The organism is Streptomyces galbus (assembly GCF_005280195.1).
GTDB classification, from domain to species: Bacteria; Actinomycetota; Actinomycetes; order Streptomycetales; family Streptomycetaceae; genus Streptomyces; species Streptomyces galbus.
Genome location: NZ_SZPR01000010.1, coordinates 286,988 through 309,786, shown reverse-complemented (window position 1 = coordinate 309,786; position 22,799 = coordinate 286,988). Strand labels below are relative to the sequence as shown.

Sequence of the window (22,799 nt, the reverse complement as noted above, 5' to 3'; positions counted from 1 at the left end):
TGCGCGCCTGGCTGGAGAGCGGCTACCGGATCGCCCAGGCCGAGGACGACCGCGTCGCCATAGCCCGAATCCTCGCCGACCCGTCCATCAGCCCGGCCCTGCGCGCGGCAGCCAACGCCGCCCTCGACGACAACACGCCCGAAGCGCTGCGCCACTTCCTGGAAGTCGGCAGGTACCAGGTCGCCTGACCGGCACGGCGCCGCACCACGGCGCGTCACCCGGGTGGGGCTGTCTGCACCTGCGTGTGCCGGCGGCCCCACCCGGCGGGCCCGGTGCCCTCCGGTGTGCGGCCCCCGGCCCACCGAGCGGGCCGGGGCCGGGGCCGGGGTCGTCGGGCTGCGCGGGTCAGCCCTTCGCGTAGTTGGTCAGGAACAGGGCCTCCGCCACCGCGAGGCGCTCGAGTTCCTCGGGGGAGACGCTCTCGTTGACCGCGTGGATCTGGGCCTCCGGCTCGCTGAGGCCGATCAGCAGGATCTCCGCGCTCGGGTACAGGCCGGCGAGGGTGTTGCACAGCGGGATGGAGCCGCCCTGGCCCGCGTACTGCATCTCCTGGCCGGGGTAGGCGACCGCCATCGCGTCGGCCATCGCGGCGTACGCCGGGCTGGTGGTGTCGGCGCTGAAGGGCTGGCCCTGGCCGACCTGTTCCACGCGCACGCGCGCGTTCCACGGCGTGTGGGCCTTGACGTGGGCCTGGAGCAGCTTGGTGGCCTCCGCCGCGTCCACGCCCGGCGGCACCCGCAGGCTGATCAGGGCCCGCGCGCTCGCCTGCACGGACGGCGTGGCGCCCACCACCGGCGGGCAGTCGATGCCGAGGACGGTGACGGCCGGGCGGGCCCAGATGCGGTCCGCGACCGTGCCGGAGCCGATCAGGTCCACGCCGTCCAGGACCTTGGCGTCCTGGCGGAACTGGTCCTCCGCGTACTGCAGGCCCTCCCAGGACGCCCCGCCGGTGAGGCCGTCGACCGTGGTCGAGCCGTCCTCGGCGCGCAGCGAGTCCAGGACCCGGATCAGCGCGGCCAGCGCGTCGGGCGCGGCACCGCCGAACTGCCCGGAGTGCAGGTTGCCCGCCAGCGTGTCGACCCGCACCCGCAGCATGGTCATGCCGCGCAGCGTCGAGGTGACGGTGGGCAGGCCGACGCGGAAGTTGCCCGCGTCGCCGATGACGATGGTGTCGGCGGCCAGCAGCTCCGGGTGCTCCTCGGCGTACCGCTCCAGACCGCCCGTGCCCTGCTCCTCGGAGCCCTCGGCGATCACCTTGACGTGCACCGGGACCCCGCCGTTCGCCTTCAGGGCGCGCAGCGCGAGCAGGTGCATGACCAGGCCGCCCTTGCAGTCGGCGGCGCCACGCCCGTACCAGCGGCCGTCCCGCTCGGTCAGCTCGAACGGCGGAGTGGTCCAGCCGGCCTCGTCCAGCGGGGGCTGCACGTCGTAGTGGGCGTAGAGCAGGACGGTCTTCGCACCCTCGGGGCCGGGCAGGTAGCCGTACACCGACTGCGTGCCGTCGGGCGTGTCGAGCACGGCCACGTCCTGGAAGCCCTCGGCGGTCAGCGCGTCCGTGATCCAGCGCGCGGCGGCCTCGCTCTCGCTCCTCGGGAACTGGTCGAAGTCCGCCACCGACCGGAAGGCCACCAGCTCGGCCAGCTCCGTCCTGGCCTGCGGCATCAGCGCGGCGACGGTCCCGGCGATCGGATGCGACGACATGGGCACGCTCCTTGTGGGTGCGACGTTGTACTCGTGAGCGCACGTGTGTGCGTAACGACCGTGCGAGCGTACGCGCCTGCCGGGGCGCGAGGCACGTCGCGGTCGTCTCCCTGGCCTGCGGCGCGTGACGATCTCCGCCGTAGGATGCGGGGGACAGCAGCGGCAGGCGGCGGGATCGGGAGCAGCAGACCATCGTGAGCAGCGAGAACTCTTCGGCGGACGACGTGCGGCAGGTGTGGGACGTCGTCGTGGTGGGCGCGGGACCCGCGGGGGCTTCGGCGGCGTACGCGGCGGCGGTCGCGGGCAGACGCGTCCTGCTGCTGGAGAAGGCGGAGCTGCCGCGCTACAAGACGTGCGGCGGAGGCATCATCGGCCCCTCCCGAGACGCGCTGCCGCCGGGCTTCGAGCTGCCCTTCAAGGACCGGGTGCACGCCGTGACGTTCTCGAACAACGGCCGCTTCAGCCGCACCCGCCGCTCCCGGCAGATGCTGTTCGGGCTGATCAACCGGCCCGAGTTCGACCAGCAACTGGTCGAGCACGCCCAGAAGGCGGGCGCCGAGCTGCGCACCGGCGTCACGGTGACGCGCGTCGAGCAGCACGGCTCGTCCGTCCCGGACCGGCGCACCGTCGCGGTCGTCCTCCAGGGCGGCGAGACGCTGCTGGCCCGCGCGGTGGTCGGCGCCGACGGCAGCGCCAGCCGCATAGGAGCCCACGTCGGGGTGAAGGTGGACCAGGTGGACCTCGGCCTGGAGGCGGAGATTCCGGTCCCGGAGACCGTCGCGGAGGACTGGAAGGGCCGCGTGCTCATCGACTGGGGTCCGATGCCCGGGAGTTACGGCTGGGTGTTCCCCAAGGGCGACACGCTCACCGTGGGCGTGATCTCGGCGCGCGGCGAGGGCGCCGCCACCAAGCGGTACCTGGAGGACTTCATCGGCCGCCTGGGCCTGGCCGGCTTCGAGCCGAGCATCTCCTCCGGCCACCTGACCCGGTGCCGCGCCGACGACTCGCCGCTGTCCCGTGGGCGGGTCCTGGTCTGCGGGGACGCGGCCGGTCTGCTGGAGCCGTGGACCCGCGAGGGCATCTCCTTCGCGCTGCGCTCGGGCCGCCTCGCGGGCGAGTGGGCGGTGCGCATCGCCGAGGCGCACGACGCCGTGGACACCCGCCGCCAGGCGCTGAACTACGCGTTCGCCGTCAAGGCGGGGCTGGGTGTGGAGATGGCGGTCGGCAAGAGCATGCTGTCGGTGTTCGAGCGGCGCCCCGGCGTCTTCCACGCCGCGCTCACCGGCTTCCGGCCCGCCTGGCGGGCGTTCGCGGACATCACCCGCGGCGGGACGACCCTGGGTGAGCTGATGCGGACGCACCCGCTCGCCCAGCGCGCGCTCATGGCGTTCGACCGGCGGCCGGCGGCGGCGCAGGCGAGGCCGGAGGCGGAGGAGCAGGCGGAGTCCTGACCCGTCCGTCCGCGTCCGGGAGGCGGCCGCCCGACGCCGGCCGCGACGGCGCGTCCGGGCCGCCGTCGACTCCCGCGGCTGCACCGTCCCTCGCGTTGCCGGCGTCCCTCGGCGGTGTCAGCCGTCGACCGTGATGCGGAAGACCGGGTGGTCGGGTGCGGCCGCGAGGATCTCCTCGTCGGAGGACTTGGCGGTGACGCCCTGGAAGTACTGGTTGACCTCCCAGCCCCACTTCTCCAGGTAGGACCGCAGCAGGGGGAGCTTCTCCGCGTCGGGGACCTCCACGGCGGTGAAGCGCCGCACCCTGCGTCCGACGCGCAGTTCGCCGGCGCCCGCCGCCCGCATGTTGCGCACCCACTGGGAGTGCCCGCGGGCCGAGACGAGGTACTGCGCGCCCTCGTAGGTGTGCGGGTTGACCGGGACGCGCTGCATCCGGCCGCTCTTGCGCCCGGGCACCGACAGTTCGGCCGTGCCCGCGAAGCTCAGGCCGTGCCGGGCGAGCCAGCCGATCACGCTGTTGAGCCGGACGTTCAGCGGGCTGCCCTTGAGGTAGTACGGCGACGACGACATGGATGACTCCCCGGTGATGGATGCGGTGCCCGTTGCGAGAGCACTGCTCTCTGCTGCTCTCCCAGTGTGGAACAGGCCGGGGTTCCGGGGCAAGAGCAGTGCTCTCTTTTTTGGGCGGCGCTCTCGCTTGTGTGCACCGCTCTCGTCCCGTGGAACACTGTCCCCATGACCAGCACCGCCCGAGGGGCCCGCGCCCGCGCCCGGATCGAAGTCACCACCGCCATCAAGGAGGAGGCGCGCAGACAGCTCGCGGCGGAGGGCGCCGCCCGGCTGTCGCTGCGCGCCGTCGCCCGCGAACTGGGCCTGGTCTCCTCGGCGCTGTACCGCTACTTCCCCAGCCGCGACGACCTGCTCACCGCGCTGATCATCGACGCCTACGACTCCCTCGGCGAGGCCGCCGAGTCCGCTCACGCCGCGGTGGCCCAGGAGGGCCCGCGGCAGCGCTGGGTCGCGGTCTGCGCCGCCGTGCGCCGCTGGGCCCTGGCCCACCCGCACGAGTACGCGCTGATCTACGGCTCACCCGTCCCCGGCTACCACGCCCCGCAGACCACCGTCCCGGCCGCCGCCCGCGTGGGCCTGCTGCTCATCGGCATCGTCCGCGACGCCCACCGGGGCCCCGGCCTCACCGACCTGCCGCTCCCGGCCGACCTGCGGCCCGAGGCCGAGCGCCTGGTCGCCGACCTCGCTCCCGACCTGCCGCCCGCGGCCGGTGCCGCGCTGGTCGCGGCCTGGGCGCAGCTCTACGGACTCGTGGGCTTCGAGCTGTTCGGCCAGTTCCACCGGGTCGTCGAGGACCGCGAGCCGTTCTTCCGCCACGCGGCATCCCGGCTGGCCGACCAGGTGGGCCTGCCGTAGCCAGGGGCGGGGTGCGGTTCGAAGGGGGCTGGGTCTCATTCCTTCGCGTCGCTGCACCGGGGCCCGCGTCGTGGCCGCGGCGGCTCTCCCGGGGGCGGGCGCTGCGACCGCGTCGGCCCTGTCCGCCCGCCGCCACCGCCGTCGCGGCCCGGGGCACCGCCCTCGCGCCCGTACTTCCCCGGGAGTACGCCTGATCACCCCGCCCGGCGGACGTGCCGCGCGGTCCGGGGCGTCTAGCGTGGCCGTCATGGACGGACAGCGGGCGGGCGCGGGCGGGCCCGGGCGGTGGTGGCGGTACGGGCCGCCCTGGGCGCGGCGCGGCGAGGACGGCGAGCCCCGCGTCCCCCGCCTGCCCTGGCCGTCCACCCTGGTGATCACCGCGTTCGTGCTGCTCGGCTCGAACTTCGCCGCCCACGCCCAGGAGGGCGAGCGGGCCGCACTGGATCCCTTCGCCCGGGCGCTGCTGCTCCTCGCCTCCGGCCTGCTGCTGTGGCGCGGGCGCCGTCCGGTGGCCGTCGTCTTCGGCACCGCGGCGGCCGTCGCCCTCTACCTGGGCGCCGGCTACCCCTACGGGCCGGTGTTCGTGCCGGTCGCCGTCGCCTGCTTCGCCGCCGTGGTCGCCGGGCACCGCCGGGCCGCCTGGTGGGCGGTGGGGGCGCTGTGGGCGGTGCACGTGCTGGTCGCGCAGTGGCTGTACCGGTGGCTGCCGCCCGCCGGGGACGACCGGGCCTCCCTCACCCAGGAGTTCGTGCTCGCCACCTGGATCGTGGTGATCGTCGCCGTGTCCGAGCTGGCGCGGGCCCGGCGCGAGCAGTGGGCGCGGGAACGGGCCGAACGCGCCCAGGCCTCCCGGCGCCGCGCCGACGAGGAGCGGCTGCGGATCGCCCGCGAACTGCACGACGTCCTCGCCCACAGCCTGTCGGTCATCAACGTCCAGGCCGGTGTCGGCCTCGCCCTCCTCGACTCCGACCCCGAGCAGGCCCGCACCGCCCTCACCACCATCAAGTCCGCGAGCAAGGAGGCGCTGGGCGACGTACGGCAGGTGCTGGACACCCTGCGCACGCCCGGGGACGCTCCGCGCGCCCCGGCGCCCGGCCTGGACCGGCTGCCCGAACTGGTGGAGCAGGCGGCGCGCGCGGGACTCACGGTGCGGGTGGAGGGCGAGCCGCCGCGGCTGGCCCCCGGGGCGGACCTCGCCGCGTTCCGCATCGTCCAGGAGGCCCTCACCAACGTCGTACGGCACTCCGGGTCGCGGCACGCGCGCGTGTGCCTCGAGGACGCCGGGGAGTCGCTGCGGCTGCGGATCGACGACGACGGGCCGGCGACCGGTGCCGAGGCCGGCGGCAGCGGCAACGGGCTCGCCGGGATGCGGGAGCGGGCCGCCGCCCTGGGTGGCACGATCGAGGCGGGTCCGCGCCCGGACGGCGGCTTCCGGGTGCTGGCCGTGCTGCCGCTGACCGGGACGTCCGGGGAGGACCAGTGATCCGGGTACTGCTCGCCGACGACCAGTCCCTCGTGCGGGCCGGGTTCAGGGCGCTGCTGGACGCGCAGGCCGACATCGAGGTGGCCGGCGAGGCCGCCGACGGTGAGCAGGCCGTGCGCGCGGTACGGGAACTGCGTCCCGACGTCGTGCTGATGGACATCCGCATGCCCGTGCTCGACGGACTGGCGGCCACCCGCCGCATCACCGGGGACGCGGCCCTCGCCGAGGTGAGGGTGGTCATGCTCACCACCTTCGAGCTGGACGAGTACGTCTTCGAGGCGATCCGCTCGGGCGCCTCCGGGTTCCTGGTGAAGGACACCGAGCCGGACGAACTCCTGCGCGCCGTACGGGCGGTGGTCGCCGGGGACGCGCTGCTGTCGCCGGGGGTGACGCGCCGGCTCATCGCCGAGTTCGCGGCCCGTTCCAAGGAACCCGCCGCGGCCGACGCCCTGGCCGGGCTCACCGAGCGCGAGCGGGAGGTGATGGCGCTGGTCGGCATCGGCCTGTCCAACGAGGAGATCGCCCGCCGGCTGGTGGTCAGCCCTCTCACCGCCAAGACTCACGTCAGCCGCACCATGGTGAAGCTGGGCGCCCGCGACCGGGCCCAACTGGTCGTCCTGGCCTACGAGTCGGGGCTGGTGCGCCCCGGCTGGCTGGGCTGAGCGCCCCGCCGGAAACGGACCAGTACCGTCACGACCCGCGCGAGGAACAGCACCGGGGCGATCACCGCGGCGGCCCCCTTCAGCGAGCGCTCCGCGAGCGCGGGCAGCTCGAACAGCAGCGCCGGACCCGCGACCGCCCCGACCACGACCGCCGTCGCGAAGGCCGCGCTGACCAGCGCGTACCCGATCTCCACGGTGATCGCGTCCCGCTCGGCCTGCGTACGCCGGCCCTGATGCCCTGTCACGCCCGTTCCCCCTCGGACCCCATAGGGGGAGTGTCACAGCCCGGTGCCCCGGCGGGCAAGGCAGCCCGCCGGGGCACCGGGGGGAGGCGTCCCCCTAGTCGCGGACCGGGACTCGGTCCGCTTCCGCCTCCCGGAGGGTGGTCCGGGACTGGGCGACCACCACCGACGGCCGGGTGCGGCGGGTGCGCAGGCCGGTCAGGGTGATCAGGAAGCCGGCGGCGGCGATGCACGCCACCACGGTCAGGCCCGGACGGTAGCTGTCCAGGACGGCCTGCGGGGTCGGGTCGGCGGGCGCGCCCGCCGTGATCACCGCGGTCACCACGGCGAGGAAGATCGCGCCGCCCACCTGCACGGAGGTGTTGAGCAGCCCGGAGACCATGCCCTGCTCGTGGTCCTCGACGCCGTTGGTGGCCTGGATGTTGAGCGAGGGGAACACGAGCGCGCAGGCCGCGCCGATCAGCAGCATCGACGGCAGGATCACCGCCGCGTACACCGGGTCCAGGTCGACGCGCAGGAACAGCACGTACCCGACGACCATGAGCGCGAAGCCGACCGCGATGAGCCGCGGGGTGCCGAACCGGTCGACGACCGCGCCGACCTTCGTCGACGACACCGCCACCAGCGCGCCCGCCGGCAGGAAGGCGAGGGCGGTGTGCAGCGCCGACCAGCCCAGCAGCGACTGCATGTAGAGCGTGGCCAGGAACTGGAAGCCCACGTACGAGCCGAAGAAGGCCATCGCGCCGAGCTGGGCGCGGATCTGGCTGCCCGAGCGCAGTACGCCGAGCCGGATCAGCGGGCCGGGCGAGCGCCGCTCGACCAGGACGAACACGGTCAGCAGGACCGCCACCGCGAGGAAGGACAGCAGGGTGCGGGCCGAGGCCCAGCCGGCCTGGGGCGCCTGGACGACCGTGTACACCAGCAGCAGCATCGACGCGGTGCCGAGGACGGCGCCGGGGACGTCGTAGCCGTTGTGGTCCCGTTCGCGAGCGCTGCGCGGGAGCAGCTTCAGGCCGGCCGCGAGGGCGAGCAGGGCGATGGGCGCCGGCAGTAGCATCGTCAGCCGCCAACTGGCCTCGGTGAGCAGGCCGGACAGGACCAGGCCCATGGAGAAGCCGGTGGCGGCGCAGGTGGTGTAGATCGACAGGGCGCGGTTGCGCAGGGGGCCCTCGGGGAACGTCGTCGTGATGATCGACAGCCCGGCGGGCGCGGTGAACGCCGCGCTCAGGCCCTTGATGAACCGGCTGGCGATGAGCAGCGGCCCGGAGTCGACGAGGCCGCCGAGCAGCGAGGCGAGGGCGAAGACGCCGAGCGCGACGAGGAAGACCTGGCGCCGGCCCAGCAGGTCGGCGGTCCGGCCGCCGAGGAGCAACAGGCCGCCGTAGCCCAGGATGTAGCCGCTGACGACCCATTGCAGCGTCGAGGTGGACAGGTCGAGGTCGGCCGCGATGGACGGCAGGGCGACGCCGACCATCGACACGTCCAGCGCGTCGAGAAACATCGCGGCGCAGAGCACAAGGAGGGTGCCCCACAGCCGGGGAGTCCAGCGCACCGCCGGTGCGGAGGGCGCCGGGGACGCGGGGGAGGGGAGCGGAGTGGTCATGGCGACGACCATTCCATGCGCGTGCATCGAATGCAAGTGCATTTAATTCACGTGCAACGAAACGCGTTCTCTGCTACGGTGCCGCGCATGACGGCGACGCGGGGTGAGCAGCAGGAGCTCGTACGGCAGTGGCGGGACATCCTGGCCCTGCACGCCCGCACCCAGTGCGAGCTGGACCGCGCCCTGACCCACCACGGCCTGTGTGCCAGCGACTTCGAGGTGCTGGACGTGCTCGCGGAGGGCACCGGCTCCACCGGTTACCGGGTGCAGGAGATCGCCGAGCGCGTCCACCTCAGCCAGAGCGCCCTGTCCCGGCTGGTCGCCCGCCTGGAGAAGGACGGCCTGGTGGAGCGCGGCCTGTGCTCGGAGGACCGGCGCGGTGTCCGCGTCGTCCTCACGGCGAAGGGGCGCGCGCTGCACGGCAGGGTGCTGCCGGTGCAGCGCGCGGTGCTGGGACGCATGCTCGCGGGCTGAACCACCCGCCCGGTCATGTCCGCTGAGGCCGCGTCAGTTCCAGGTGACGGCCGACTTCTCACGCCACAGCTCGGCCAGCGAGGCGTCCCCGGTGACCAGCGGGAACGGCTGCCGGTTCCAGAGGGACAGGTACAACTGCTCGGCCGTGCCCGTCAGTTCGCAGTCTGCCGCTGCTCCCGACCCGCCGCGCTCCGCCACGGGCGGCTCGGACGACAGCCGTACGGTCCACACCGCGTCCGGCGTCGCCTCCGTGTCCGTCGCCCGGATGCGCAGTACCCGCGGCCGGTCGGTGCGCACCCGGCTCTTGGGGCGGGCGTGGAAGGAGCGCAGGAGTTCGTCGATGCCGTCCACCGCGACGGCGAGCTCGACCGGGCCGACCGCACCGCGCGCCGACTCGGCGTCGACCCGGTGCACGGTCGTCTCGTGGGCCTGCCGCCGCGCCCAGAACTCCAGGGGCGAGGGGGCGGGCATGAAATGCCAGCAGTCGAGGTCGGGCGGGGCGGCCGACAGGGCGTCGACCAGCGCACGGTGGCCCTCCTGGAACCACTCCAGCAGCGCGTCGCCGTCGAGGTCGGGCAGACCGCCGTCGGGGTGGTAGGCGGTGTGCCCCTCGACGACGAACGCGGTCGCCCAGCGGTGCACCATGCCGGTGTGCCGCAGCAGGTCCCGCACTTGCCACTGCGGGCACGTCGGCACCTTCGCGTCGACGCCGGCCGCGGCGGCGGCCTCGGCGAGCGACTGGCCCTCGCGGTCCAGGACATCGATGAACTGCGCAGTCTCCATGGGGGTGAGTGTGCACGATCGAGCGCCCCGCGGGGGAGGGGGGCCGGTCGGGCCGGCTCCCCTCCGGGAAGCAGAGGGGTGGCCGGTCAGCCCGGTGCGGCGTCGCGCACGGCGAACCCGATCAGCGCCGCGATCCCCGCGAGGACCGCCACGCTCGTCAGGGCCGCCGACAGCGAGAGCCACTCCGCCATGAACCCGATGGCGGGCGGGCCCAGCAGCATGCCGCCGTAGCCGAGCGTGGAGGCGGTGGCGACGCCGCCGGGACCCGCGAGCGCACCGGCCCGCTCGACCGCGACCGGGAAGAGGTTGGCCAGTCCCAGACCGGTGACGGCGTACCCGGCCAGGGCCGCCCACGGGCTCGGCGCGAGGGAGCCCGCGAGCATGCCGAGGGCCGCCGTGGTCCCGCCCGCGACGACGGTGCGGGTCCGGCCGAGCCGCTCCAGCAGGGTCGTCCCGGTCAGCCGGCCGAGCGTCATGGCCAGCGCGAAGCACGAGTAGCCGGCGGCCGCGACCCCGGCGGAGGTGCCCAGGTCCTGCCTCAGGTGCAGGGCGCCCCAGTCCGCCATGGCGCCCTCGCCGTAGGCGGTGCACAGGGCGATCAGCCCGAAGACGACGACGAGCCGCCGGTTGCGGCCGTCCGCGCGGGACGGCGCACCCGGGGAGGGTTCGGGGTCCGGCAGGCGGGGCGGCTCGTGGCGCAGCAGCGTGGGCGCGGCGAGGCCGGTCACCAGCAGCCCGACCAGCGTGAGGCAGGACAGGTGCTCGGTCGGGGTGAGCACCCCGGCCACCAGGCCGCCGAGCCCCGCGCCCACCATGCCGCCCAGGCTGAAGGCAGCGTGGAAGCTCGGCATGATCGGCCGCCGCAGCGCGGCCACGAGGTCGACGGCGGCGCTGTTGAACGCCACGTTGATGCTCCCGTACGCCGCCCCGAAGGCCAGCAGGACCAGGCCCAGAGCGAGCGCCGAGTGGGTCAGCGGGGGCAGGGCGACGCTCAGGGAGAGCAGGACCGCGCAGACGACGGTCACCCGGTGGCTGCCGTAGCGGCGGCACAGGCGGCCGGTGAGCGTCATGGTCACCACCGCACCGGCGGAGACGCCCAGCAGGGCGAGGCCGAGGGCGCCGGCCGAGGCGTGCGTCTGTTGCTTGATGTCGGGGATGCGAACGACCCAGCCGGCGAAGACGAAGCCGTCGAGGGCGAAGAAGACGGTGAGGACGAGGCGGAGTCGGGACAGGAGGCTGCCGTTTCCCGGCACGGCGCTGTGCGATCGGGTTTTGTTTATTTGCGGCACAAAATCAGGCTAGGTGAGGGCCGCGACCGGGGCAAGGTGCCCGGTCCCCTCCTCCCCTTTTCGCCGGTGGGCCGCGGCTTCCCGCCGGTGGGTCGCCGCTTCTGATCGGCGGGCCGCGGCTTCTCGTCGCCCGGCCGTCGGGCACCCGAGGGCCGGGGCCGGCGCGGGGCCCAGGATGACAAAGGGGACGACGGGGCGTGAGGGGTGCGCCGACGGGGGAGGGGAGCGGGAGGGGCGTCCGGCGGGAGCGGCCGGCGCGGCGGACCCCACGTGATCCGACGGGCGCGAGGCGAGGGCGGGGCGATGTGCTGGAGTGCGACGGCAGATCTCGTGGCGGGCACCGCCGTCGCCGCCGTGGGCGCGGCCTGTGTGGCGCGCACCCGGCACGCCCGTGACCTGCCGCTCGCCGCACTGCCCCTGCTGCTCGGCGCCCACCAGCTGGTCGAGGCCCGGGTCTGGCACACCGGCGGGGGGACCGGCCCCGCCACCCTCGCCTGGGCCGTCATCGCCCTGCCGCTGCTCGCGGTGTGGGTGCCGGTGGCCGTGTGGTGCGCCGTCCCGGACCGGGTCCGGCGTCGGCTGCTGCTCCCCCTGGCGTCGGGCGCCGTGACCGCCGCCTTCCTCGCCCACGCCCTCGCCACCCGGACCGTGCGCGCCGAGATCCGGGGCCACACCGTCGGCTACGTGCTGGGGCTGCCCCATCCCCCGCTCCTCGTCGCCGGCTACCTCGTGGCCACGATCGGCGCCTTCCTGCTGTCCGGCGACCGGGTGCTCGTGCTGCTCGGGCTCCTGGTCGCGGTGGGTGCGCTGGTGTGCGGGGCGCTGTGGCGCCTGGAGTTCGTCTCGACGTGGTGCGCGCTCGCGGCGGTGTGCTCGGTGGTGGTGTGGGCTTGGGTGGGGCGGCGATCGCCTGCCGCCGTGGCTGTGTAGGCGCTGCGTGCGGGGCTTCGCGCGCCGCTGCCCGTGCTGGTGCGGAGGGGGGTGGTGTGGGCTGGGGGACCGCGCGTGTCACCCACATGCCCGATCCGAGGAGCCGTCCCCCAGGGGGCCGTGCTGGGATGGGAGTCGACCTCGATGTCTCCCGGAGGGAGCTGAGAGTGCACGAGATGTGGTGTGGCTCCGACGACGCGGGCGAGCCGGTGTGGCACGTCCTCGCGACCGACAAGATCTCGACCCTGTGCGGCGTCGACAAGAAACAGGAATGGCCACCGGGGAGTGAGCCGACGGACCGGCACTGCTTCCCCTGTATGCGCGCCTTCCAGCGGGCCATGCAGACGAGCTGACCGGCGGACGGCCCGGGTCGGCCGGTTCGGCCTGGCCGGGCTGCCGTGACTGCCCGGGCCGGCCGAGTGCTCCGGCCGTCGGGAAACCGATCGGTTTCGTTCCGGGGCGGACGGCGTTACCCTCGCGGCATGACCGCACCGGTGAAGCCGACCTCCCGGGACCGCCTGCTCGACGCGACGGCCGCCCTCGTCTACCGCGAGGGTGTCGCCGTCGGTGTCGAGGCCCTGTGCAAGGCCGCCGGGGTGTCCAAGCGTTCCCTGTACCAGTTGTTCGACAGCAAGGACGACCTGCTGGCGGCCAGCCTGGAACGGCGCGCTGCCGACTACTCCGCGCGGCTGCTGCCCGACCCCGACGACGGACGTCCGCCCCGCGCGCGCGTGCTGTCGGTCTTCGAGCGCGCCGCCGCCCAGGCCACGCTGCCCGGGTACCGGGGCTGCCCGTACCTGGCCGTCCAGGTCGAGCTCAAGGACGACGACCATCCCGCCAGCCGTGTGGCGCGCCGCGTCAAGGACGAGCTGGCGGCCTTCTTCCGCGCCGAGGCCGCGCGGGGCGGCGCGTCGGACCCCGGCCTGCTGGCCCGTCAGCTGATGCTCCTCTTCGACGGTGCCGCCGCCCGGGCGGGCATCCACGTGGACACCCTGGAGGACCTCGTGGTCCCCACGGTGGTCACCCTGCTCGACGCGGCGGGGATGCGCTGAGCGCTGCCCGGACGAGGGTCCGCCAGACGATTTGAAAATCCAACCTTGCGTTCGGAAACCGATCGGTTTACCTTGATGGAAACCGATCGGTTTCCGATGTCTCCGGGCACCGGATCCCCTCACGTGTGGAGCTGACATGACCTCGATCAAGGGCGCCGTCGTCCTCGTCACCGGCGGCAGCCGCGGCCTCGGCCGGGCCTTCGTGGACGAGCTGTTCGCCCGCGGGGCGGCCAAGGTGTACGCCACCGCCCGGGACCCGCGCACCGTCACCCACCCCGACGCCGTGCCGCTGGCGCTGGAGGTCACCGACCCCGACTCGGTCGCCGCGGCCGCCGCCCGGGCCCAGGACGTCACCGTCCTGGTCAACAACGCCGGCGTCTCGCTCGGCGGCTCGTTCCTCGACTCCCCGGTGGAGGACGTGCGCCGCGCGTTCGAGACCAACTTCTACGGCCCGCTGCTGGTCACCCGGGCCTTCGTCCCCGTCATCGAGCGCAACGGCGGCGGCCACGTGCTGAACGTCCACTCGGTGCTCTCCTGGCTGGGCGTCGCGGGCCCCTACAGCGCCTCCAAGGCGGCCCTGTGGTCGCAGAGCAACTCCCTGCGCCTGGAGCTGCGCCCGCGGGGCATCGCGGTGACCGGGCTGCACGTGGGGTACGTCGACACCGACATGGCCGCGGACGTCGACGCGCCGAAGTCCGACCCGCGCGACGTCGCCGCCCGCGCGCTGGACGGGGTGGAGTCCGGGGCGCACGAGGTGCTGGCCGACGACGTCACGCGCCAGGTCAAGGCCGGTCTCTCCGGAGACCTCGCCCTGCTGTACCCGCAGCTCGCGGCGTAGCGGGCGGCCGGGGACACCCGCCGGACCCGGGGCGCGTCGCGGCGGGTGGCAACAACCCGCGCCCCCGGCTGACTTGGTGTTTTACAGTGATTCCCACCAGATCCGGCGACCGTGGGACCTGTGAGGTAGAAGCCAACCATGCCGACCGAAACGTTTGAGTTCCAGGTAGAGGCGCGTCAGCTGCTCCAGCTGATGATCCACTCGGTCTACTCGAACAAGGATGTGTTCCTGCGCGAGCTCGTCTCCAACGCCTCCGACGCGCTGGACAAGCTGCGCCTGGCCGCCCTGCGCGACGACGGCCTCGACGTCGACACCTCCGACCTGCACATCGAGATCGAGACCGACCCCGAGGCCCGTACGCTCACCGTGCGCGACAACGGCATCGGGATGTCGTACGAGGAGGTCGGGCAGCTCATCGGCACCATCGCCCACTCCGGCACCGCCCAGTTCCTCAAGGAGCTCCAGGAGGCCAAGGACGCGGCCGGCGCCGAGGGGCTGATCGGCCAGTTCGGCGTCGGCTTCTACTCGGGCTTCATGGTGGCCGACGAGATGACGTTGGTGACCCGGCGGGCCGGGGAGGACCGGGGCACCCGTTGGTCGTCGCGCGGCGAGGGCACGTACACCCTGGAGACCGTCGACGACGCCCCGCAGGGCACGTCCGTCACCCTGCATCTCAAGCCCGCCGACCCCGAGAACCAGCTCCACGACTACACCTCGCCCTGGAAGATCCGCGAGATCGTCAAGCGGTACTCCGACTTCATCACCTGGCCCGTCCGGATGACCCCGGAGAAGCAGGGCGAGGGCGAGGAGACCCCCGAGCCGGAGACGCTCAACTCGATGAAGGCGCTGTGGGCGCGCTCCCGGGACGAGGTGTCGGACGAGGAGTACCACGAGCTGTACAAGCACGTGGGCCACGACTGGCGCCCGCCGCTGGAGACCGTCCGGCTCCAGGCCGAGGGCACCTTCGAGTACCAGGCGCTGCTGTTCCTGCCCGAGCACGCCCTGCACGACCTGTTCACCCAGGGCTACCGGCGCGGGCTCCAGCTCTACGTCAAGCGCGTCCTGATCATGGACGACTGCGAGGCGCTGCTGCCGCCGTACCTGCGCTTCGTCAAGGGGGTCGTCGACGCGCAGGACCTCTCGCTCAACGTCTCCCGCGAGATCCTCCAGCAGGACCGGCACATCCGGATGATCCAGCGCCGGCTGACCAAGAAGGTCCTGTCCACCGTGAAGGACCTCAAGGCGAAGGACGCCGAGCGCTACGCCACGTTCTGGCGTGAGTTCGGCGCGGTGGTGAAGGAGGGCCTGCTCGGCGACCCCGAGAACCGCGACGCGATCCTCGCGGTGGCCACCTTCGCCAGCACGCACGCGGAGGACGAGCCGACCACCCTCCAGCAGTACGTGGAGCGGATGCGGGACGGCCAGGACGACATCTACTACATGACCGGCGAGTCCCGGGAGAGCATCGAGAACTCCCCGCACATGGAGGCGTTCCGGGCCAAGGGCGTCGAGGTGCTGCTGCTGACCGACCCGGTCGACGAGGTGTGGGTCGACGCGGTCGGCGAGTTCGAGGGCAAGCGGCTGCGCTCGGTCGCCAAGGGCGAGGTCGACCTGGACGCGCAGGGCGACGACGCGGCCGGCGAGGAACGCGAGAAGCAGGGCGAGGAGTTCGCCGGGCTGCTCGGCTGGATGAAGGAGCAGCTCGGCGACGAGGTGAAGGACGTGCGCCTGTCGTCGCGGCTCACCGTCTCCCCGGCGTGCGTGGTCTCCGACGCCCACGACCTCACGCCGGCCCTGGAGAGCATGTACCGCGCGATGGGCCAGGAGGTGCCGCAGACCAAGCGCATCCTCGAACTCAACCCGGACCACCTGCTGGTGAAGGGGCTGAACCAGGCGTACAAGGAGCGCGAGGACCGCTCCGGCCTGGTCGACACCGCCGAACTGCTGCACGGCCTCGCGGTGTTGGCCGAGGGCGGCCGGCCGAAGGAACCGGGCAAGTTCGTGAGGCTCGTCGCGGAACGGCTGGAGCGCGCGCTCTAGACCCCCGGGGACGGAAGGGGCGCCCGCCGGGCCGGGGGCGCCCCTTCCGGCGTTCGCGGGTCCGTCCCAACCCGTGTCCGCACGGAACGTTCACGTCGTGCGCACCGAAACTCTGGTTGCTCCAGTCAATCAAAGGCCCTAGATTCTGGGGACGTCGTGCAGGCCCGAGACCGCCCACGGAGGCCGGCCATGTCCCCAGCGCACCCCCGGCCCGCGGAGGCGGGGGAGCCGGTCGCCGGCGGGCGCGCCCCCCTCGTCGTCGCCGTGCTGGCCTTCGGCGGGATCGTGGTCGCGCTGATGCAGACCCTGGTGATCCCGATCGTCCCCGAACTGCCCCGGCTGCTGCACGCCTCGGCCTCCGACGCCGCCTGGGCCGTCACCGCCACCCTGCTCGCCGCCGCGGTGGCGACCCCCGTGACGGGCCGGCTCGGCGACATGTACGGCAAGCGACGGATGTTGCTGGTCAGCATCGCGCTGCTGGTCGCCGGATCGGTCACGGCCGCGCTCAGCGACTCGCTGGCCTGGACGATCGCCGGGCGGGCGCTGCAGGGCCTGGCCTCCGGGGTGATCCCGCTCGGCATCAGCATCATGCGCGACGAACTGCCCGCCGAGCGGCTCGGGGCCGCCACCGCCCTGATGAGCGCCTCGCTCGGGGTCGGCGGCGCGCTCGGCCTGCCCGCCGCCGCGCTCATCGCCGATCACCTCGACTGGCACGCGCTGTTCTGGACGTCCGCCGCACTCGGCGCCGTCGCCGGGGTACTGGTGCCGCTCGTCGTGCCCGAGTCGGCGGTGCGCGGCGGTGGGCGGTTCGACGCCGTCGGCGCGCTCGGCATGGCGGCCGGGCTGGTCTGCCTGCTGCTCGCGATATCCAAGGGCGGCGACTGGGGCTGGGGCAGCGCGACGACGCTCGGTCTGTTCGCCGCCGCGGTCGTGGTGCTGCTGCTGTGGGGTGTGCTCGAACTGCGCGTGCGCGAGCCCCTGGTGGACCTGCGCACCACCGCCCGACGTCAGGTCCTGGTGACCAACCTGGCGTCGACGGCCTTCGGGTTCTCCATGTTCGCCATGTCCCTGGTCCTGCCCCAGCTCCTGCAGCTTCCCGAGGTTACCGGCTACGGCCTCGGCAGGTCGCTCCTGGACGCCGGTCTGGTCATGGCCCCGGCGGGCCTGGTGATGATGGCCGTGGCGCCCCTCTCCGCGGCCCTGTCCAGGACGGCGGGCCCCAAGGTCACCCTGATGACCGGGGCGGTCGTGGTCGCCGCCGGGTACGCGCTCGCCGTCGTCCTGATGGCCGAGGTCTGGCACCTGGTCCTGGTCTCCTGCGTGATCGGCGCCGGCATCGGGTTCGCCTACGGTGCGATGCCCGCGCTGATCATGGGCGCGGTGGACGCCTCGGAGACGGCCGCGGCCAACAGCCTCAACACCCTGATGCGGTCCATCGGCACCGCGGTGGCCAGTGCTGTCGCCGGCGTGGTCCTGGCGCGGATGACCACGCCCTTCGGCTCGCTGGCGCTGCCCTCGCGGGACGGCTTCAGGACGGTCATGGCGATCGGCTCGGGAGCGGCTGTGCTGGCCCTGGTGGTCGCCGCGTTCCTCCCGGGCCGGGGGAGGGCGGCGACGGGCGGGGCGAGGGAAGCCGCGGTGTCCCCCACCGCGGCGCCGGCCGTGGCAGGCGCACCACCGACGGACACGGCGCGGACGGACGAGAAGGCGAGGAGCGCAGTGGGGATCGACGGACCGAGGGCCGACCCGGCACCGGGGACGGAACCGCCGGAGCGGACGGTCGGGTCCGCGGTCGCGGTGCCGCTGGCCCGCGCCGTCGCGGAACTGGTCGCCACGGTGCCCGGGCTGGCCGAGGGCGGCCGGGCCGGCGGGCACCCGGTGCGCGGACACGTGCGCGGCGCCGGGAACTCCCCGGTCGCCGGGGCCGCCGTCACCCTGATCTCGCTCGGCGGACGCCAGGTGGACCGCGCGGTCGCCGACGCCCGGGGCGCGTACACCGTCGAGGCGCCGGGGGAGGGGACGTACGTCCTCATCGCCGCCGCCGAGGGACACCAGCCCCAGGCGACCACGATCGTGGTGGGCGCGGACCCGGCGACGCACGACGTGCTGCTCGGCAGCACCTGCGGGCTGGCCGGGACCGTGCGCTCCGCGGACGGCGGGGTACCGGTCGCCGGGGCGGTCGTCGTCGTGACGGACGTGCGCGGCGACGTCCTGGCCACGACCCGCACCGACGGGCTCGGCGCGTACGCGTTCACCGACCTGGTCCCGGGACCGGTGACCCTGGCGGTCAGTTCGCCCAAGCACCGCCCGCTGGCCCTGCCCGTCGAGATGGCGGATAGCGGGACCACCCGCGCCGACGTGGAACTGCGGCCGGGCGCGCAGGTGCGGGGCACGGTGCACGCGGCGGGCGGCCCGCTGGGCGACGCCCGGGTCACCCTGGTCGACGCCGCCGGCAACGTCGTCGCCACGACGACCACCGGCCCGGACGGGGCCTACGCCTTCTCCGACCTCGACACGGGCGCCTACACGGTCATCGCCACCGGCTACCCGCCCCAGGCGGCGGGGATCGACGTCGGGGGCGACATGGACGGTCACGACATCGCCCTGGCGCACCCGGGCGACTGAGGGGCTCCGGCCCGCACTTCCCCCTACGGAGGGTCTCGCGTCGCCCCCGTGCTGCCCCGTGACGGCCGCGGTTAACCCCGGTGCCGCGTCGGGCACACCTTGGGCGCGGCCGAGAACTCTTCGCCGCAGGGCCGGCGCCCGCCCCACTCGGGCGCCGGCCCGTGGGGAGCGGGGGCGCACGCCCGGGTCGGCGGCCGGCCCCGTGGAGCGAGGCGCATGCGCCGGGCGGGCGGCCGCCCGGTCCGTTCAGACCACGATCACGCGTACGCCCGCCGCCTCGAACCGGCGTACCGTCTCCGCGTCGGCCGTCGTGTCCGTGACCAGCGTGCCCACCGCCGCAGTCGCGCAGATGCCGGCGAAGGCCCGGCGGCCGAGCTTGCTGGAGTCGGCGGCGACCACGACGCGTTCGGCCCGTTCGCACAGCATCCGGTTGACCGCCGCCTCCGCCTCGTCATGGGCGGCGGCACCGTGCGCGACGTCGAAGGCCCCCACCCCGAGCACCGCCACGTCCAGCGTGATGCGCCCCAACACCCCGTCGGCCAGCGGCCCGACGAGTTCGTAGGACTGCGCCCGCGCCACCCCGCCCGTCACCACGATCTTGAACTGGGGGCGCACCGCCAGCTCGTTGGCGATGTTGAGCGCGTTGGTCACGATCGTCAGGGCCGGTGAGCCGGTGGCGAGGTCCGCGCGCACGGCCAGGGCACGGGCCACCTCCGTGGTGGTCGTACCGCCGGTCAGCCCGACCGCCTCGCCCGGCGCGACCAGATCGGCGACCGCCCGCGCGATGCGCTGCTTCTCCGAGGCGTGCCGGGCCGTCTTGTAGCGCAACGGCAGTTCGTACGACACCCCGTGGACCACCGCGCCGCCCCGGGTGCGCACCAGCATCTGCTGCTCCGCGAGCCCGTCCAGGTCGCGCCGGATGGTCGCCGCCGACACCTCCAGCTCGGCGGCCGCCTCCTCGACGTCCAGCCGGCCGCGCTCCACGAGCAGCTCCAGCAGCGCCTTCCAGCGGGCGTCCCGCGACATCCGGCCTCCGTTCCCCGGTCACTTCCGGTGACCCTAACGCATCCGCATCCCGTCCCCATGCTTGAAGTTGCGCGAAAGGTGGCACTACCGTGCAGGAACAATCATCGCTCGGGAGGGGTACGGCATGACCCACGTCGAGGACGAACTGCGCGACCAGCCCGCCTGCTGGACCCGGGCCGCCGCCCGGGTCGCCGAGCACGCGGCGGCGTTGCCCGCACCGGGGGAGCGGGTGGCGTTCGTCGGCTGCGGCACCTCGTACTTCATGGGCCAGGCCGCGGCGGCCCTGCGCGAGACCAGCGGCGCCGGGGAGACCGACGCGTTCCCGGCCTCGGAGTTCCCGCACGGCCGCCGCTACGACCGGGTCGTCGCCCTCACCCGCTCCGGCACCACCACCGAGGTGCTGGACCTGCTGGCCCGCCTGCGCGGACACACCCGTACGACCGCGATCACCGCGGACCCGGACACCCCCGTCGGGACGGCCTCCGACGACCTCGTGGTGCTCGATGACGCCGACGAACGCTCCGTGGTGCAGACCCGGTTCGCGACCACCGCCCTCACCCTGCTGCGCGCCCACCTGGGCCTGCACACCGACGCCGTGGTCGCCGACGCCCGCACCGCGCTGGAGGCCGAGCTGCCCGAAGGGCTGGTGGGCTGCGGGCAGTTCACCTTCCTCGGGCGCGGCTGGACCGTGGGCCTGGCCCGCGAGGCCGCGCTGAAGATGCGGGAGGCGTCGCTGTCCTGGGCGGAGGCGTACCCGGCGATGGAGTACCGGCACGGCCCCATCAGCGTCACCACGGCCGGCACGGCGACCTGGATGTTCGGCGAGGCGCCCGACGGACTGGCCGAACAGGTCCGCGCCACCGGCGCGTCGTGGGTGCCGGGCCGGCTCGACCCGCTCGCCGAACTCGTCCTCGCCCAGCGGCTCGCCGTCGCGGTCGCCGCCGCCCGCGGCCTGGACCCGGACCGCCCCCGCCACCTCACCCGCTCGGTGATCCTCGCCCCCTGACGCACCCCGCGGCAGCCGGACGCCCGGCGCAGCCGACCGTCCCCGTGCCGCCGGACGCCCCCGCAGGACTCCCGGCACCCCCCGGACGCCCGCTCGAGAACGCCGACGCACCACAGCGAGGAGACGCCGTGCCCCTCACCACCACCGGTGACCTCGTCACCCGCGCCGACCGGGCCCGCTCGGCCGTCGTCGCCTTCAACGTCGTCACCCTGGAACACGTGGAGGCCGTGCTCGCCGGCGCCGAGGCTGTCGGTGCCCCCGTCGTCCTCCAGGTCAGTGAGAACGCCGTCCGGTTCCGCCAGGGCCACGTCCTGCCGCTCGCCCGCGCCGCGGCCGCCGCCGCCGAACGCGCCACCGTGCCCGCCGCCCTGCACCTCGACCACGTCCGCAGCGACCACCTGCTGCGACAGGCGCCCGGCGCCGGATTCAGCTCGGTGATGTACGACGCCTCGCGCCTGCCCTACGCGGACAACCTCGCCGCCACCCGCGCCGCCGCCGACTGGGCGCACTCGCAAGGGCTGTGGATCGAGGCGGAGCTGGGTGAGATCGGCGGCAAGGACGGCGAACCCCCGCGCGACCCCCACGCCCCCGGCGCCCGCACCAACCCGGGCGAGGCCCGCGCGTTCGTCACGGACTCCGGCATCGACGCCCTGGCTGTCGCGGTGGGCAGCGCGCACGCCATGACGGCCCGCACCGCCACCCTCGACCACGACCTGATCGCCCGCCTGGACGCGGCCCTCGACGTGCCGCTCGTGCTGCACGGCTCCTCCGGCGTCCGGGAGGACGAGCTGGCCGCCGCCGTCGCCCGCGGCATCGCCAAGGTGAACGTCGGCACCGCCCTCAACCAGGCCCTGACCGGGGCGGTCCGCCGGCACCTGGCCGCCCACCCCGAGGCGGTCGACTGCCGCGCCTACCTCACGGCCGGACGCGCGGACATGACCCGCGAAGTGACCAGGATCCTCACGGGGTTCAGCCGCGCTTGACCGCCCTGAGCACCACGAACTTCGGGTTGCCCGCGACCACTTCGCTGTTCCCGAACAGCCGGCGCAGCTTCACGTGGTAACCCAGGTGCCGGTTGCCGACCACCCACAGCTCCCCGCCCGGGCGCAGCGCGCGCCGCGCCCCCGTGAACATCCGCCACGCCGTCGCGTCCGTGGTCGCCTGGTGGGAGTGGAACGGCGGGTTGTTCAGCACGACGTCCACACTGCCGGCGGGCACCCCGGCGAGTCCGTCCCCGACCCGGAACTCGGCGTGCCCCGGCAGCCCGTTCGCCTTGTACGTGGCCTCCGCCGACGCCACCGCCTGGAACGACTCGTCGGTGAACAGCACCTGCGCCCCGGGGTCGGCCAGCGCCACCGCCGTACCGACCACGCCGTTGCCGCAGCCCAGGTCGACCACGCGCCGCCCGCCCCGCGTGTCGGGCAGGTGCCCCAGGAAGAAGCGGGTGCCGATGTCGAGGCGGTCGGCGCAGAACACCCCGGCGTGGTTGACCACCGGCCGCCCGGACAGCACGCCGAGGCCCTCCGGGAGGGCGTAGGTGTGCGGCCACGGATTGGCCGGCCGGGGCCGCTCCGGGTCCGGGGCGCTGAAGATCAGCCGGGCCTTCTGCTCGGCGAGCGAGGTGTGGGTCGGGCCGAGGACGGTCTCGAACAGGTCCAGCGTGGAGGTGTGGATCTCCTTGACCATGCCCGTGCCGACGACCAGCGTGTCCGCGTGCAGCGACGGCGCGAGCCGCAGCAACTGGTCCTCCAGGAGCGCGAGGCTCTTGGGCACCCGCACCAGCAGGACGTCGATCCGCTCCGGCGGGGGGTCCTGGGTGGTGAGCAGCCGCACGGCGTCCGCCGCCACCCCGTTGCGGGCGAGGTTGGCGCGGGTCGCCTCCTGCCCCAGGTGGGAGTCGGTGATCTGGACGCACGGGCCGGCGGCCCGCGCCGCGAGCGCCGTGACCAGGGCGCCCCAGCGGTCACCGAGCACCACGACCGTGCCGGCCGGCGGCAGCCCGCGCGCCTCCCGCTCGGCGAGGTGCCGCAGCAGGTACGCGTCGGAGGCGTCCCAGGCGCGCAGCCGGTCCCGCGGGTCCTCGGGGAAACGGGCCAGCTCGAGCTCGCCCCAGGGCGTCGTCATACGGTCGTTCACCGGGCCCAGGCTAGCGGAACCGCAGCTCAGGCA

21 protein-coding genes and 1 pseudogene are annotated in these 22,799 nt (G+C 74.3%); 14 read left to right on the top strand and 8 right to left on the bottom strand.

Going from position 1 to position 22,799, the window contains the following annotated elements; genetic code table 11:
• Positions 1 to 188 (top strand): annotated as a pseudogene (locus E4U92_RS09670) (ALF repeat-containing protein); the annotation flags it as partial.
• A gap of 157 nt (positions 189 to 345) precedes the next feature.
• On the opposite strand, the gene E4U92_RS09665 reads toward E4U92_RS09670, so the two are convergent.
• Positions 346 to 1,701 (bottom strand): dipeptidase, encoded by a 1,356-nt coding sequence (locus E4U92_RS09665; RefSeq protein ID WP_137299887.1) that lies wholly within the window; start codon positions 1,699 to 1,701, stop codon positions 346 to 348.
• A 194-nt stretch (positions 1,702 to 1,895) separates the two neighbouring features.
• Between E4U92_RS09665 and E4U92_RS09660 the strand changes: the two genes are divergently transcribed.
• Complete coding sequence (locus E4U92_RS09660; RefSeq protein ID WP_137299886.1) at positions 1,896 to 3,152, top strand: geranylgeranyl reductase family protein; 1,257 nt, start codon at positions 1,896 to 1,898, stop codon at positions 3,150 to 3,152.
• Between the two features lie 117 nt (positions 3,153 to 3,269).
• On the opposite strand, the gene E4U92_RS09655 is transcribed toward E4U92_RS09660, so the two are convergent.
• Entirely contained in the window at positions 3,270 to 3,722 is a 453-nt protein-coding gene (locus tag E4U92_RS09655; protein ID WP_137299885.1) for a nitroreductase family deazaflavin-dependent oxidoreductase, read from the bottom strand.
• 165 nt (positions 3,723 to 3,887) lie between these two features.
• Between E4U92_RS09655 and E4U92_RS09650 the strand changes: the two genes are divergently transcribed.
• The 3 genes from E4U92_RS09650 (at position 3,888) to E4U92_RS09640 (ending at position 6,722) form a co-directional block, all read left to right on the top strand.
• Complete coding sequence (locus E4U92_RS09650; RefSeq protein WP_137299884.1) at positions 3,888 to 4,577, top strand: TetR/AcrR family transcriptional regulator; 690 nt, start codon at positions 3,888 to 3,890, stop codon at positions 4,575 to 4,577.
• Positions 4,578 to 4,824: 247 nt separating this feature from the next.
• The gene (locus E4U92_RS09645) at positions 4,825 to 6,060 is read left to right on the top strand and encodes a sensor histidine kinase (RefSeq protein ID WP_137299883.1); all 1,236 of its coding nucleotides are present in this window, start codon (positions 4,825 to 4,827) and stop codon (positions 6,058 to 6,060) included.
• Positions 6,057 to 6,722 carry a response regulator gene (locus E4U92_RS09640; RefSeq protein WP_137299882.1) on the top strand — a complete coding sequence of 222 codons (666 nt, stop codon included), beginning with the start codon at positions 6,057 to 6,059 and terminating at the stop codon, positions 6,720 to 6,722. The genes E4U92_RS09645 and E4U92_RS09640 overlap by 4 nt, the downstream gene beginning before the upstream one ends.
• On the opposite strand, the gene E4U92_RS09635 is transcribed toward E4U92_RS09640, so the two are convergent.
• Entirely contained in the window at positions 6,683 to 6,967 is a 285-nt protein-coding gene (locus E4U92_RS09635) for a DUF6332 family protein (protein ID WP_137299881.1), read from the bottom strand. The genes E4U92_RS09640 and E4U92_RS09635 overlap by 40 nt on opposite strands.
• Positions 6,968 to 7,061: 94 nt before the next feature.
• The gene (locus E4U92_RS09630; protein ID WP_137299880.1) at positions 7,062 to 8,567 is read right to left on the bottom strand and encodes an MFS transporter; all 1,506 of its coding nucleotides are present in this window, start codon (positions 8,565 to 8,567) and stop codon (positions 7,062 to 7,064) included.
• Between the two features lie 87 nt (positions 8,568 to 8,654).
• Here E4U92_RS09630 and E4U92_RS09625 point away from each other — a divergent pair, with 87 nt between their 5' ends.
• A complete protein-coding gene (locus tag E4U92_RS09625; RefSeq protein ID WP_137299879.1) occupies positions 8,655 to 9,041 on the top strand; it encodes a MarR family winged helix-turn-helix transcriptional regulator in 387 nt (128 codons plus the stop codon).
• A 33-nt stretch (positions 9,042 to 9,074) separates the two neighbouring features.
• Here E4U92_RS09625 and E4U92_RS09620 read toward each other — a convergent pair whose 3' ends face one another.
• Together E4U92_RS09620 and E4U92_RS09615 are read right to left on the bottom strand one after the other, a co-directional pair.
• Positions 9,075 to 9,824, bottom strand: a complete 750-nt coding sequence (locus tag E4U92_RS09620) for a maleylpyruvate isomerase family mycothiol-dependent enzyme (RefSeq protein WP_137299878.1) — start codon at positions 9,822 to 9,824, stop codon at positions 9,075 to 9,077.
• Between the two features lie 86 nt (positions 9,825 to 9,910).
• Positions 9,911 to 11,077: an MFS transporter gene (locus tag E4U92_RS09615; protein WP_137299877.1), complete on the bottom strand. Its 1,167-nt coding sequence runs from the start codon at positions 11,075 to 11,077 to the stop codon at positions 9,911 to 9,913.
• Between the two features lie 339 nt (positions 11,078 to 11,416).
• Here E4U92_RS09615 and E4U92_RS09610 point away from each other — a divergent pair, with 339 nt between their 5' ends.
• The 6 genes from E4U92_RS09610 (at position 11,417) to E4U92_RS09585 (ending at position 18,598) form a co-directional block, all read left to right on the top strand.
• Complete coding sequence (locus tag E4U92_RS09610; protein WP_137299876.1) at positions 11,417 to 12,043, top strand: DUF6629 family protein; 627 nt, start codon at positions 11,417 to 11,419, stop codon at positions 12,041 to 12,043.
• 167 nt (positions 12,044 to 12,210) lie between these two features.
• Positions 12,211 to 12,396, top strand: a complete 186-nt coding sequence (locus E4U92_RS09605; protein ID WP_229862520.1) for a hypothetical protein — start codon at positions 12,211 to 12,213, stop codon at positions 12,394 to 12,396.
• A gap of 129 nt (positions 12,397 to 12,525) precedes the next feature.
• Positions 12,526 to 13,095 (top strand): TetR/AcrR family transcriptional regulator, encoded by a 570-nt coding sequence (locus E4U92_RS09600; RefSeq protein ID WP_137299874.1) that lies wholly within the window; start codon positions 12,526 to 12,528, stop codon positions 13,093 to 13,095.
• Between the two features lie 136 nt (positions 13,096 to 13,231).
• Positions 13,232 to 13,933 (top strand): SDR family oxidoreductase, encoded by a 702-nt coding sequence (locus E4U92_RS09595; protein ID WP_137299873.1) that lies wholly within the window; start codon positions 13,232 to 13,234, stop codon positions 13,931 to 13,933.
• Between the two features lie 138 nt (positions 13,934 to 14,071).
• Positions 14,072 to 15,973, top strand: coding sequence for a molecular chaperone HtpG (gene htpG / locus E4U92_RS09590; protein WP_137299872.1), 1,902 nt, complete (start codon positions 14,072 to 14,074; stop codon positions 15,971 to 15,973).
• A gap of 189 nt (positions 15,974 to 16,162) precedes the next feature.
• The gene (locus E4U92_RS09585) at positions 16,163 to 18,598 is read left to right on the top strand and encodes an MFS transporter (protein ID WP_137299871.1); all 2,436 of its coding nucleotides are present in this window, start codon (positions 16,163 to 16,165) and stop codon (positions 18,596 to 18,598) included.
• Between the two features lie 246 nt (positions 18,599 to 18,844).
• Here the strand turns inward: E4U92_RS09585 and E4U92_RS09580 are convergent, their stop codons facing one another.
• Complete coding sequence (locus E4U92_RS09580; protein WP_137299870.1) at positions 18,845 to 19,624, bottom strand: DeoR/GlpR family DNA-binding transcription regulator; 780 nt, start codon at positions 19,622 to 19,624, stop codon at positions 18,845 to 18,847.
• 124 nt (positions 19,625 to 19,748) lie between these two features.
• On the opposite strand from E4U92_RS09580, the gene E4U92_RS09575 reads away from it, so the two are divergent.
• Positions 19,749 to 20,630 carry an SIS domain-containing protein gene (locus E4U92_RS09575; RefSeq protein WP_137299869.1) on the top strand — a complete coding sequence of 294 codons (882 nt, stop codon included), beginning with the start codon at positions 19,749 to 19,751 and terminating at the stop codon, positions 20,628 to 20,630.
• A 128-nt stretch (positions 20,631 to 20,758) separates the two neighbouring features.
• On the top strand, positions 20,759 to 21,613 hold the full coding sequence (locus tag E4U92_RS09570; protein WP_137299868.1) for a class II fructose-bisphosphate aldolase: 855 nt from the start codon (positions 20,759 to 20,761) through the stop codon (positions 21,611 to 21,613).
• Here the strand turns inward: E4U92_RS09570 and E4U92_RS09565 are convergent.
• The gene (locus E4U92_RS09565) at positions 21,600 to 22,754 is read right to left on the bottom strand and encodes a methyltransferase (protein WP_137300143.1); all 1,155 of its coding nucleotides are present in this window, start codon (positions 22,752 to 22,754) and stop codon (positions 21,600 to 21,602) included. The two genes, E4U92_RS09570 and E4U92_RS09565, sit on opposite strands and share 14 nt — an antisense overlap.
• Positions 22,755 to 22,799 lie beyond the last annotated feature (45 nt).

Coding starts and splice junctions, on each gene's coding strand:
- E4U92_RS09665 (WP_137299887.1), bottom strand. CDS start 1,701: ATGTCGTCGCATCCGATCGCCGGGACCGTCGCCGCGCTGATGCCGCAG.
- E4U92_RS09655 (WP_137299885.1), bottom strand. CDS start 3,722: ATGTCGTCGTCGCCGTACTACCTCAAGGGCAGCCCGCTGAACGTCCGG.
- E4U92_RS09650 (WP_137299884.1), top strand. CDS start 3,888: ATGACCAGCACCGCCCGAGGGGCCCGCGCCCGCGCCCGGATCGAAGTC.
- E4U92_RS09645 (WP_137299883.1), top strand. CDS start 4,825: ATGGACGGACAGCGGGCGGGCGCGGGCGGGCCCGGGCGGTGGTGGCGG.
- E4U92_RS09630 (WP_137299880.1), bottom strand. CDS start 8,567: ATGACCACTCCGCTCCCCTCCCCCGCGTCCCCGGCGCCCTCCGCACCG.
- E4U92_RS09625 (WP_137299879.1), top strand. CDS start 8,655: ATGACGGCGACGCGGGGTGAGCAGCAGGAGCTCGTACGGCAGTGGCGG.
- E4U92_RS09620 (WP_137299878.1), bottom strand. CDS start 9,824: ATGGAGACTGCGCAGTTCATCGATGTCCTGGACCGCGAGGGCCAGTCG.
- E4U92_RS09610 (WP_137299876.1), top strand. CDS start 11,417: ATGTGCTGGAGTGCGACGGCAGATCTCGTGGCGGGCACCGCCGTCGCC.
- E4U92_RS09600 (WP_137299874.1), top strand. CDS start 12,526: ATGACCGCACCGGTGAAGCCGACCTCCCGGGACCGCCTGCTCGACGCG.
- E4U92_RS09595 (WP_137299873.1), top strand. CDS start 13,232: ATGACCTCGATCAAGGGCGCCGTCGTCCTCGTCACCGGCGGCAGCCGC.
- htpG (WP_137299872.1), top strand. CDS start 14,072: ATGCCGACCGAAACGTTTGAGTTCCAGGTAGAGGCGCGTCAGCTGCTC.
- E4U92_RS09585 (WP_137299871.1), top strand. CDS start 16,163: ATGTCCCCAGCGCACCCCCGGCCCGCGGAGGCGGGGGAGCCGGTCGCC.
- E4U92_RS09580 (WP_137299870.1), bottom strand. CDS start 19,624: ATGTCGCGGGACGCCCGCTGGAAGGCGCTGCTGGAGCTGCTCGTGGAG.
- E4U92_RS09575 (WP_137299869.1), top strand. CDS start 19,749: ATGACCCACGTCGAGGACGAACTGCGCGACCAGCCCGCCTGCTGGACC.
- E4U92_RS09565 (WP_137300143.1), bottom strand. CDS start 22,754: ATGACGACGCCCTGGGGCGAGCTCGAGCTGGCCCGTTTCCCCGAGGAC.